The sequence below is a fragment of the Streptomyces sp. HUAS YS2 genome, from assembly GCF_033343995.1.
In the GTDB taxonomy this organism is placed as follows: domain Bacteria; phylum Actinomycetota; class Actinomycetes; order Streptomycetales; family Streptomycetaceae; genus Streptomyces; species Streptomyces solicathayae.
In genome coordinates, this window is sequence record NZ_CP137573.1 from 1864176 (window position 1) to 1875310 (window position 11135).

The window sequence follows — 11135 nt, forward strand, 5'->3', positions numbered from 1 at the left end:
TGGTCAGAGCTTCCGCCGCCCGTTGTCCCGGGCGCATGATGCGCCGGTCTCGTCCCTGTCCCGTCCTGCGGCCGGGACAGGAGGGGGCGGCACGGCGGCCGTCGGCAGCACCGCGTGCACCCGGGTGCCGGCCGGGCCGCTCGTCACCTCGCAGACACCTCCGAGTTCCCGGGCCCGTTCGGCCATGGACGCCAGCCCCACGGCACCGGGACGGACCCGGGCGGGCAGTCCCGTTCCGTCGTCGACGACGGTCAGGGCGGCGGCATGGGCCTGCCGGGTGAGCCGGATCTCGCACCGGGTGGCGCCCGCGTGCCGGACGGTGTTGGTGAGCGCCTCCGACGCGATCCGGTACACGGCGCTCTCCACGGCGGCGGGCAGCGGCGGTTCCGGCGCCGAGCCCGTCCCCTGATCCGGCGCCGGGTCCGCGTCCGGGTGCCGGTCCGGGTGCTGGTCCGGCTCCGGTTGCTGGTCCGTGTCCGTGTCCGTGTCCGTGACCACCGTGACGACCATCCCGGGCGCCGCCAGCGTCCGCGCCAGCTCCCGGAGCGCGGAGTCGAGTCCCTGCTCGGTCAGCACGGTCGGCCCGAGACCGTCCGTGAGGCGCCGGGTCTCGGCCGTCGCCTGAACGACCGCCTCGACGGCGGGCCGCAGCGCGGCCTCGACACCCGCGGCCGTCTCCGCGGGCGCCGGTATCGGGCGCGCGGACGGTACGGACGGCGTGGCGGCGTGCCGTGCCGGTTCGGTCGGGGTGGACGGGGCGGGCGCGGCGGGCGGGATCACCGCCAGGGCGGTGTCCAGATGCATCCGGGCAGCGGCGAGCAGCGGCCCGAGTCCGTCGTGCAACTCCCGGCGCAGCCGCCGACGTTCCTCCTCGCGAGCGAGGACGAGCTGCCGCCGGGCGGCCCGTACGTCCTGGATCAGCCGCAGCGCGGCCATCGCGGGCGCGGCCTGGTCGCTCAGCAGCTGGAGGAGTTCGGCGTCCCGGCCCGACAGGTGCGGCTCGCCCGAGCGCGGCGCCACGCGCAGCGTGCCGATCACCTCGTCGTGATGCCGCAGCAGGAACTCGTGCGCCCCCTCGCCGTGCCACGGCCCTCCGATGGCGGCCAGGACACACGGCCCGGAGCGGGTCGCCACCTCGACCAGGGCCATGGGGAAGCGCAGGTCCTCCGTCGCGCAACGGCACAGCACCACCGGGACGTCGTCCGGCTCCGGCGCCTCGCGCAGGCGCCGGGCGAGCACGCGCACCGCCTCGTACGGCACCGAACTCTTGCCGTGGAAGACATGGTCGACGCGGCGGCTGGCCCAGGAGGCGAGCGGCCGCAGACCGGATCCGATCAGCACGGCGACGACCGCGACGGCGGACGCCCCGGCGCCGTCGGCGTCCGGCAGCGCCGTGGAGACCGTGGCCGCGGCGGCAGTGTAGGCGAGGACGACGGCCGTCACGACGACAGCGGTCACGAGCAGCCGGCGGCTGGTGCGGCCGATCTGCCACATACCGCCCTTGCCGATGACGTACGCGACCGCCGCGTACCAGCCGACCGCGCCGGTGACGAAGGCCGCGATCACCGTCCACGGGGGCAGCCCGGGCAGCTCCTCGGCGATGTCGCCGTACGTCCAGGGGAGATACGCGGCGCCGAAGACGACGGCCTCCCCGCGCGCCCACCGGCCGGCCCGGCCCCAACGACGGGCGACGACCGACACGTTCACCAGGGTGCAGCCCAGCAGGAGCCAGAGGTTCGCGGCGGCGCAGGGCTCCAGGACGGCCAGCGCGGCGCGTTCCCACGAGGTTCCGTGCAGCGGGTGGGCGCCGGCGCCGGGCGCCTCCTCCACGGCGGTGGCGACGAGCGCGATCCCGACGCAGAGCGCCGCCAGCGTTGCCACGTACAGGCGGACGACCGGGCCGGCGCGCCGGGGCGCCGGGAAGGTCAGCGGCAGCACCACCATCGCGTAGCCGTGGGCCAGCGAGCACAGTTGGGCGAAGAGCTGGGCGGCGAGGCGCACCCGTGGACCGGGCTCGGCCAGGACGACGAGCTGCCCGGTGATCAGCGGCAGCGTGAGCCCGATCCCGGTGACGAGGAGCAGCCAACCGGCCGTGCGGTCGGCGGCGCGTACGAGAACGAGGAAGCCCAGGACGGCGCACGGCGGACCGACCAGGGCGGTGGACAGGTCCGACCCCATGTCCAGGTACCAGCCGTCCCGCGGCGGGTGGAGCGTGCACAGGGATCCCCAGCCCAGTACGGACAGCACGCACAGCAGCACGCAGAAGGCCGCCGCCGACCACTCGCGCTCCCGGACGGCGGCGTCGCGCGCGGGTCGTGCTCCGACCGCCCCCTGGTCGCTACCCTTCGTGATCACTCCACTACAAGTAGCATGCGGGTGTGGCAGACACCATCGAAGACCACTCGCACATCCGTGTTCTGATCGTCGACGACCACCCCCTCTTCCGCTCCGGGCTGCGCGCCGCGCTGGACAGTGCCGCCGACATCGACGTCGTGGCCGAGGCGGGCGACGCCGAAGCGCTGGACGTCCTTGTCGACGAAACGCGGCCGCACGTGGTCGTCATGGACGCGGGGCTGCCCGGGATCCCGGGCACGGAGGCGGTGCGCAGACTGGGCTCGAGCCATCCGTCGCTGCCCGTCCTGATGCTGACGATGTCGCAGGACGACGACGATCTCCTCGCCGCCCTGCGCGCGGGGGCGCGCGGGTACCTGGTGAAGGGATCGGGGCGGGAGGCGGTACTGAGCGCCGTGCGGACGGTCGCGGCCGGGGGCGCGGTCTTCGGGCCCGAGGTCGCCGGCCGGATCGCCGCCCGGCTCGCGGGCGTCCGCCGTGCGGCCCCCGGCCCTCCGTTCCCCGAACTGACGCAGCGGGAGGCCGAGGTGCTGGATCTGGTCGCGCGGGGGCACGACAACCGGCGCATCGCGCGGGAGCTGGTCCTCTCGGAGAAGACCGTCCGCAACAACGTGAGCCGTATTTTCGCCAAGCTCCACGTCGCCCACCGGGCCGAGGCCGTCTCGCAGGCGCGCGACGCGGGGCTCGGTGCGCCGCCGCCCGACGCGACGGCCCGTCGGCCGCCGGCGTGACGCGGCCGAGGCGGCGCCTTGTTGCGGAGCGGCTACTCGACGATCGCCATCTCGTGCGGGGTGGCGTTGAAGCGTCGCCCGCCGTCCTCGGTGACCGTGACGATGTCCTCGATCCGGACGCCGAACCGGCCCGGCAGATAGACGCCCGGCTCGATGGAGAAGCACATGCCGGGCACGAGCGGCTGCTCCTCGCCCTCGATCATGTACGGCGGTTCGTGGGTGGTGACCCCGATGCCGTGGCCGGTGCGGTGGATGAAGTACTCGCCGTAGCCGGCATCGGCGATGACCGCGCGGGCCGCCCGGTCCACCTCCTGGCAGGCGACGCCCGGCCGCACCGCCTCGAAACCGGCTTGCTGCGCGGTGCGCACGAGGTCGTGGACGCGCTGTTCCTCGGCGGTCGGCTCGCCGACATGGACGGTCCGGGTGGTGTCGGAGCCGTAACCGTGCTTGAGGCCGCCGAAGTCCAGGACCACCATGTCGCCGCGCTCGATGGTCCGGTCGCCGGCCTCGTGGTGCGGGTTGGCCCCGTTGGGTCCGGAGCCGACGACGGTGAAGTCCACCTGGGAGTGGCCGAATCGCATCAGCAGCGCGGCCAGGTCGGCGGCCACGTCGGTCTCCTTGCGGCCCGCGAAGCGGACCTTGAGGATCTCGCCGTACGCCTGGTCGGCGGCGGCGGCGGCCGCCGCGATCCGGGCCAGTTCGTGCTCGTCCTTGACGGCCCGGAGCATCGGCAGCGCCTCGGTGAGCGAGACGTACGAGGTGCTGGGCAGCGCCTGCTGCAGGCCCAGCAGGTGCATCGCCCAGGCGTTGTCGCTGACCCCGAACCGGCCCTGCTTGTCGAGCAGCGGGGCGGTGACGGCGTACGGGTCCTTGCCGTCGGTCCAGTCCCGCAGGGTGAGCGCGGCGGCGCCGGCGGCGTGCCGGGCGTCCGGGGCCTCCAGGGTGGGGACGACGAGCACGGGGTCCTGGCCGGCGGTGAGCACGAGGACGGTGAGCCGCTCGGTGATCGCGGTCGGCTGGTACCCGGTCAGGTAGACGAGGTCCGGGCCGGGTGCGACCAGCACTCCGGCGAGCCCGGCATCGGCGGCCGACTGCGCGGCGCGGGCCATGCGGGCGCGGTAGTCGTCGGCGGTGAAGGGGGTCGGCGCGGACTCGGACTCGGGCGCGGACTCGGGCGCGGGCTCAGGGGTGTGCGGCATGGGGCTCCTCCTCGACGTACAGCATCCTGCCCGCACCGGGCAGGGCGCGCGAGCGCAGCCGCAGCGGTCCGGCCGTCGGGCCGGGCCGGGGCCGGGGGCAGTCCAGGCCGGGGTCAGTCCGGGCCGGGGTCGTGGTCGGTCCGGGCCGGGGTCAGCCCGGGCCGGGGTTCTCCGCGACGAGGCGTTCGAGCAGGTCCTCGAAGTCGCCGCCGACGACGATCCGGAGGCCGTCGCCGTCCTCGTCGTAATCGCTGAGCTGGGTGAGCGTGCCGTCGCGCCACCAGAACACGTACGGGCTGATCGCACCGGGGGTGTCCGCGTACCCGGCGGCGGCGAAGGACGCCATCGCGCCCAGGGCCGGGATGATCCCGGTGTCACGGATGGGGTGGAAGGCCAGCTGGTGCCGGAACGGCATCGCGACCAGCGCGCCGTGCTCGCCCAGCGGCTCGCCGGTCACCCGGCGGACCACCGCGTCCAGGTCCAGGACCCGGCTGGCGGTGTAGAACGAGTCGCCGATCAGCACCTCGAAGCGCATGCCGTCGGTGTCCCGCACGGTCTCGTGGCCCTCGACCGGGAGTCCGCGCAGATTGGCCAGCGCCCGGTCCCGGAGGTGCCGGACGTCGCCCAGCGGTTCGAGGGCCTCGTCGGTGAGCATCATGACGCTCTCCGGCAGGTCGAGCGCGAGGATCTCGTAGAGGCCGGGAGCGACGCTGCGGGCGTAGCCGAAGGCCGCCGGGTCGATGCCCTCGACTCCGACCACCCGCGGGTAGAGCTGCGCCCGGATCTGCTCCGGGGACAGGGTGTCGAGCGCGGACGGCGCGTCCATGGTGCGCAGCACCCGCTCGACGTGCTGTCGGACCAGGTCCGGCCAGACGCGCGGGCCGCGGTCGTCGTTGTGGCAGACGGCGGCCAGGTTGCCGAGGCCGAAGTGTCGGCCGCCGTCGTCGGTCACCATGTCGGCGAAGACGGTCACTTCGAGGCCGTGCTCGGCGAACGCCTCGCGTACCTGGCCGCGGAAGTGCGCCGCCTCCCGATCGGAGAAGTAGGCGAACTCCGTGTCCCTGGGGACGTCGTCCCCGTCGCGTTTTGGCCTTCGCAGGAACCAACCCACCGTCCGCCGCCTTCCGTCGAGCCGCTGTCGCACTGCTGTCGAGCCACTGTCGAGCCGCTGTCGAGCCACTTCGGTGCCGGTTCTTGCGTTCCGGCCCACCTTACAGAGGGGTGACGTACCCACACATGGACGAACTCATGGGCCCTGTGAGGCAACTCCCAGTGCGTCGAGGACGCGGGCGACCGGACCTGCGGAAACGCCGCCGGGGCGCAGGAGTTCGGTGCGGTGGACGAGCCGGGGCGCGACGACCGGCACCGCCGCCACGTCCGCCGCCACGTCCGCTGTGCGCGCCGCGCCGGCCGGCAGCAGGACGAGGCCGTGCCCGGCGGCGGCCAGGGCGACGAGCGTGCGCACGTCGGTGCCCTCGTACCGGAGCGACGGCCGGAAACCGCCGGGCGTGCCCACCGCGGCGCGGAGCCGTTCGAGCGGGGGTCCGACGGCGGGCGCGTCGAGCCAGCGCGCGTCGGCGAGATCGGTGAGCCGAACACCGGCCCGGCGGGCCAGCGGATGGTCGTCCGGCACCACCACGACCAGCGGCTCCGCCGCCGCGCCTGGCATCGCGGCGGCGGTGAGCGGGGCCACGTCGGGCAGCGCCAGCGGGTCGCTGGGCGCGGCGATCCCGTCGACGAGCCCGAGGTCGGCGCCGCCGGTCGCGACGGCGCCGGGCACCTCGTCGCGCGGCAGGACGCGCAGCGTGACCCCGGTGGACGGGAGCGCGTCGAGCACGGCGGGGTGCGCGGCGAGCGGGGCGGCCGCGACGGTCAACTCCTCGCGAGGCGCCGCGGCGTACCCGGCGAGGTCGGCGCGGGCCGCGTCGATGCGCAGCAGCAGGGAGCCGGCGTGTTCGAGCAGCCGCTCCCCTGCGGGCGTCGGCGCGACCGGGCGACGGCCGAGCAGCGGCAGACCGAGGTCCTGCTCCAGGGCCGCGATGTGCTGCGAGACCGCCGACTGCGTGTAGCCGAGTTCGCGGGCCGCCGCGGAGAAGGAACGGAGCCGGGCGACCGTGACGTACGTACGCAGCAGGTGCGGGTCCATGGGACGGTCAGCCCGCGTCGGGGGCCGGCTCGTCGGAGGCCGGTGCGTCGGGGACAGGCGCGTCGGGGGCGGGCTCTTCGGAGGCCGGTGCGTCGGGGGTGACCAGCGCCTGGGCGTAGTACGCGAGCGAGCGGTTGTAGCGGGGCAGCAGCGGCGCGAGCGCGCCGAGCGCGAGCGAGGCGGCCTCACGCTCGCGGCCGGTGTCCGCGAGGCACAGCGCGAGGAAGGCGTCGACGGCTCCGGACAGCGCGAGTTCGTCGGCGTCGAGCCGCTCGACGGGGATCGCCCGCTCGGCGGTGAGGAGTTCGAGGCCCCGCTCGACCTGACCCAGATTGCGCAGGCTGCTGGCCATCTGGATCACGGCGCGGCGGCGGCGCAGCCCGCTGAGGCCTCGGTCGAGCGCCGCCTGGTAGAACTCCACGGCCTCCACGGGCAGTCCGGTGGAATCGTGCGCGGCGCCCTGCTCGAAGAGCGCGGGCGCGTCGTCGGCGGGCCGCTCGGCGGCCAGTTCGGCGATCCGAGCGCGGAAGTCGGCCGGCTCGTGGGTGTCGATCGCGGCCCAGAGGGCTGCGACGCGGTCGTCCCAGGGGGTGGTGGCGGTGGTGTCGGCGGTCATGGAAGGAGCCTAGCGCCGGGGCCATAAGCGATCGCGATGGAGGAAGCAGGAATCATCGTTGGACGTGAACGGACGGGGCCGATCAGCATGTTCTCCATGACGAACACGACCACCACTCGCCGCGTCCCCCGCATCGCCCTGGTCGGCGACCGCTCCCCGCACGTCCGCTCGCACGTCCGCGTGCCGTTGCTGCTCGACGCCCTCGCCGAGCGCGACGGCCTGATCCTCGACGCGTACTGGACCGGCACCGCAGACGCGGCCGAACCGGACGCGGTACGCGGCTTCGACGCGGTGTGGCTGCTGCCGGGCAGCCCGTACGAGAGCGAGGAGGGCGCGCTGGCGGCGGTCCGGACGGCCCGGGAGGGCAGGATCCCGTTCCTCGGGACCTGCGCGGGCTTCCAGCACGCACTGATCGAGTACGCGCGCGGCGTCTGCGGCCTGGAGCGCGCCGCGCACGCCGAGAACGACCCGGCGGCCGACGAAGGCGACCTACTGATCGCCCCGTTGGCCTGCTCGCTCGTCGGCCACGAGGGTCCGGTGCGGGTCGCGCCCGGCTCGCTCGCGGAGAGGATCCTCGGCGCGGAGCGCACGACGGAGCGGTACCACTGCGGCTACGGCCCGGACGGCCGCCACCTCGACGCCCTGCGGGCGCACGGGCTGCGGTTCTCGGGCGAGGACGAGGACGGACAGGTGCGGATCGCGGAGCTGCCGGGACACCCGTTCTTCCTGGCGACGCTGTTCCAGCCGGAGCTGGCGGGCGACGGGAGCCGGCCGCACCCGATCGTGAGGGCACTGGCGACGGCTGCGGTCGAGAGGGCGTCCCGGATGGCCGTCGCGTAGCTCAGCTCATCGGTACGACGAGGTCGGCGCGGTCCCGTCCGCGCGCCACGAGGCGGGCGTTGGCCTCGTCGGACCGCCGGACCCATTCCTCGGCCCGGTCCCGCTCCTTCCCGAACCGAACGTGCCGCTCGACGAGACGAGGCACCCGGCGGCGATCATCGAGCTCCAGGTACCAGACCTCATCGAGGAGCGGGCGGACGGAGGCCCAGCCGTCTTCGTCGTGCAGCAGGTAATTCCCCTCGGTGACGACAAGGGGAACGTCGGCAGGGACGGGTATCGCCCCGGCGACCGGCTCCTCCAGAGCCCGGTCGAAGGCGGGCGCGTACACGACGACGCCGGGCTCGGGCGCGCGAAGCCGGCCGAGGAGATGGGCGTACCCGGCGGCGTCGAAGGTGTCCGGGGCGCCCTTCCGCTCGGCCCGCCCGAGCCGCTCCAGCTCGGCCTGCGCGAGATGGAACCCGTCCATCGGCACGAGCACGGCGAGCCCGTCGAGCCGCGAGACGAGCCGGGAGGCGAGGGTGGATTTCCCGGCACCGGGGGCGCCGGCGAGGCCCAGGATGCGGCGCGCGCCGGGTGCGGCGAGGCGTCGGGCGCGGGCGACGAGCTCATCGAACTGAGCGGACTCCATGGGGGGATTATCCGCGATCAGGACAGATCCAGCTCGGCCCGTACGGTCTTCCCGACGGGCAGGCGGTCGAGCACCGCCCACCGGGAGGCGAGGGCCTCGACGAGGAGCAGCCCGCGCCCGGTGCCGGCGGCGGGGTCGGGGACGGGGAGCGCGCCAGGGCGGGGAGGGCGGAGTTCGGTGCGGGTGTCGGACACGTCGATGCGGAGGAGGCCAGGACCGTACGAGAGAACCAGCTCGAAGTCGCGTCCGGGCACGCGCCCGTGGGTGACGGCGTTGGTGGCCAGCTCGGAGACGAGCAGCCCGGCGACGTCGGAGACGTCGCTGCCGTGCGGGATGTCCCAGCGGTGGAGCTGATGCAGCGCGAGGTGCCGGGCGAGCCGGGCGCCGCGGGGCGTGGAACTGAAGCGCTGGGTGAACACACGTACGGTGACGGGCTCTTGGCGAGTCGGGGGTGGCGTCATGCGATCAATGTGGCGATGCGAAGGGCGGGTTACCAGGTCAGCGACCCGTACGCTGAGTGAGCGTACGGGTTCGGAGTGTGGACAGTAGGGGTGACAGCCCGTGACCATGGCTCGGGATGGAGTCCGGGGCACGGGAGGTGGACGGGATGACGGACGGCGGCGAGCCGGAGGTGTCGGACAGCCTGAGGGCGTTCGGCGAGGTGGTCAAGGTCTTCCGGAAGCGAGCACGGCTGACGCAGGAGGAGTTCGCGCCGAGAGTGGGCTACTCGCTGCCGACGGTCGCCTCGATCGAACAGGGCCGCCGCTTCCCGACGGCCGACTTCGTGGACCGGGCGGAGGAGGGCCTGGACGCTTTCGGAGTGATCCGGGCAGCGGCAAAGCACCTGTCGAGGCAGCCTGGCTTGGCGAGCTGGTTCCGCCAGTGGGCAAAGCTGGAGGTGGACGCGCTGGCCCTGTACACGTACGAGAACCGCCTGGTACCGGGCTTGCTGCAGACGGAGGCGTATGCGCGGACGCTGTTCGACGAGCGACGGCCACCACTGGCCGGCGACCAGATCGAGGCGCAGCTGGTGGCCCGGATGGAGCGGAAGCAGTTGCTGACAGGGCGCCCGAACACGCCGTACAGCTTCATCCTGGAGCAGCACGTCGTAGAACGCCCGACGGGTGGGGCAAAGGCGATGCGGGGACAGCTGGACCACATCATCGAAATGGCGGCGCACCGCAACATCGAGGTCCAGATCATGCCGAAGACGCGCGGCCACCACGCGGGCCTGGCCGGCCCAATGCGGTTGCTGGAGACCCCGGACAACAAGTGGTTGAGCTACTGCGAGGGCCAGCGCGGGGGCCAATTCATCGCCGACCCCAAAGAGGTCAGCATCCTCCAGATGCGGTATGCCAGGATGCGGTCACAGGCTCTTACCCCGGAGGACTCCCTGAGCCTGTTGCGGCGGACGCGAGGAGCGACATGAGCACCACGGAACTGGCCTGGTTCAAGAGCAGCTACAGCAGCGGCGACGGCGACGACTGCGTCGAGGTAGCCACCTGCCCCACCACCGTCCACGTCCGCGACTCCAAGAACCCCACGGGCCCCCAACTCACCCTCGCCCCCACCGTCTGGTCAGACTTCGTCGCCTACGCGACGCAGTCCTGACACGAGGGGGTCTCAGACGACGGCGTCGATCCACTCATCACCGGGCGGAGGAACAAAGAAGTACCCGCCGCCCGTGGTGAGCAGGTACTTGGCCATGGCCTCCCCCTCAAGCCGCTTCTGGACTGCCTCGAAGCCCTGGGCGAGATCCCGCTGGAAGCACGAGAACACGAGGCCGACGTCCCCGTCGCCCCGGTCGTAGGAGTAGCTGCGCCGTACGAGAGGCGGCGACTGACGCCGATCAGGCACCGCAAGCCGCACATGCGAATCCAGCGGCGTCAACTTCCCGGCAGGGTCCGCCGCATAGTTGGGCTGCTCCCCGGCCGGCGCCCCGTCGAGCCACCGCCCATCCCGCCGCCGCCCGACAATCCGCTCCTGCTCTTCGACGGAGTCCTTGTCCCACAACTCGGTGGCAAGCCGAATGATCCGCACAACCTGATACGACCCACCCACGGCCCAGTCCGGCTCCCCCTGATCCGCCCGCACAAGAACACGGTCAAGAGTCTCCGCCTCGCTGCCTGGATTCCCCAACCCCTCAGTGAAGTGAAACGGATTCCGCGCCAACCCGCGCCCGCCCTCTGCCCGGTTGTCAGCCCGAAACCCATCAATACTCCACCGCACCCGCCACCCCGGCACCGAACCCACGACCTGATCCATGCCCGACCGGGCTCCGGCAGCGGTAGAAGCCGCACACTGCACCAAAACATCGCCGTGCGACTGGGCAGGATCCAGCACATCCCCGGCGAAGGAATCCATCTCCTTGAGCTGCCGCGGCCTGACTCCATCCACTAAAAGGCCGTCCCCGAGACCAATCCTGGCTTCAAGCCCAGCACCACGTTGGCGCACCAACTCAGCAGACAGGCGCAGCAGTTCTTGCCGACGCCCAGGAACCGATTGATCACCCAGATCAAGCGCAACGGTCCGCTGATACGAGAGCGGAGCGAGCGAACCCAGAGCCACAACGCCGCCACCACCAGGCCGCTGTCCTGAACCCGGCTCACGAGTAGCCAAAACG

General features: G+C 73.1%; 12 protein-coding genes. 4 read left to right on the top strand and 8 right to left on the bottom strand.

What is annotated here, in order from left to right:
- Positions 1-3: 3 nt before the first annotated feature.
- Positions 4-2355: a sensor histidine kinase gene (locus tag R2D22_RS08485; RefSeq protein ID WP_318102345.1), complete on the bottom strand. Its 2352-nt coding sequence runs from the start codon at positions 2353-2355 to the stop codon at positions 4-6.
- A 23-nt stretch (positions 2356-2378) separates the two neighbouring features.
- On the opposite strand from R2D22_RS08485, the gene R2D22_RS08490 reads away from it, so the two are divergent.
- Positions 2379-3083 (top strand): response regulator, encoded by a 705-nt coding sequence (locus R2D22_RS08490; RefSeq protein ID WP_318102346.1) that lies wholly within the window; start codon positions 2379-2381, stop codon positions 3081-3083.
- Between the two features lie 32 nt (positions 3084-3115).
- Here R2D22_RS08490 and R2D22_RS08495 read toward each other — a convergent pair whose 3' ends face one another.
- The 4 genes from R2D22_RS08495 to R2D22_RS08510 form a co-directional block, all read right to left on the bottom strand.
- A complete protein-coding gene (locus R2D22_RS08495) occupies positions 3116-4282 on the bottom strand; it encodes an aminopeptidase P family protein (protein WP_318102348.1) in 1167 nt (388 codons plus the stop codon).
- 151 nt (positions 4283-4433) lie between these two features.
- Positions 4434-5393 (bottom strand): DUF1444 domain-containing protein, encoded by a 960-nt coding sequence (locus R2D22_RS08500; RefSeq protein WP_318102349.1) that lies wholly within the window; start codon positions 5391-5393, stop codon positions 4434-4436.
- Positions 5394-5528: 135 nt separating this feature from the next.
- Positions 5529-6428, bottom strand: a complete 900-nt coding sequence (locus R2D22_RS08505; RefSeq protein ID WP_318102350.1) for a LysR family transcriptional regulator — start codon at positions 6426-6428, stop codon at positions 5529-5531.
- A gap of 7 nt (positions 6429-6435) precedes the next feature.
- Positions 6436-7044, bottom strand: a complete 609-nt coding sequence (locus R2D22_RS08510) for a tetratricopeptide repeat protein (RefSeq protein WP_318102352.1) — start codon at positions 7042-7044, stop codon at positions 6436-6438.
- Positions 7045-7140: 96 nt separating this feature from the next.
- Between R2D22_RS08510 and R2D22_RS08515 the strand changes: the two genes are divergently transcribed.
- Positions 7141-7884, top strand: a complete 744-nt coding sequence (locus R2D22_RS08515) for a CTP synthase C-terminal region-related (seleno)protein (RefSeq protein WP_318102353.1) — start codon at positions 7141-7143, stop codon at positions 7882-7884.
- A gap of 1 nt (position 7885) precedes the next feature.
- Here R2D22_RS08515 and R2D22_RS08520 read toward each other — a convergent pair whose 3' ends face one another.
- A complete protein-coding gene (locus tag R2D22_RS08520) occupies positions 7886-8512 on the bottom strand; it encodes a nucleoside/nucleotide kinase family protein (protein ID WP_318102354.1) in 627 nt (208 codons plus the stop codon).
- Positions 8513-8529: 17 nt separating this feature from the next.
- Entirely contained in the window at positions 8530-8973 is a 444-nt protein-coding gene (locus R2D22_RS08525) for an ATP-binding protein (protein ID WP_318102355.1), read from the bottom strand.
- 146 nt (positions 8974-9119) lie between these two features.
- On the opposite strand from R2D22_RS08525, the gene R2D22_RS08530 reads away from it, so the two are divergent.
- The gene (locus tag R2D22_RS08530) at positions 9120-9941 is read left to right on the top strand and encodes a helix-turn-helix domain-containing protein (RefSeq protein WP_318102356.1); all 822 of its coding nucleotides are present in this window, start codon (positions 9120-9122) and stop codon (positions 9939-9941) included.
- Complete coding sequence (locus tag R2D22_RS08535; RefSeq protein ID WP_318102357.1) at positions 9938-10123, top strand: DUF397 domain-containing protein; 186 nt, start codon at positions 9938-9940, stop codon at positions 10121-10123. The genes R2D22_RS08530 and R2D22_RS08535 overlap by 4 nt, the downstream gene beginning before the upstream one ends.
- Positions 10124-10135: 12 nt before the next feature.
- Here R2D22_RS08535 and R2D22_RS08540 read toward each other — a convergent pair whose 3' ends face one another.
- Positions 10136-11080, bottom strand: coding sequence for a Dyp-type peroxidase (locus R2D22_RS08540; RefSeq protein ID WP_318102358.1), 945 nt, complete (start codon positions 11078-11080; stop codon positions 10136-10138).
- Positions 11081-11135 lie beyond the last annotated feature (55 nt).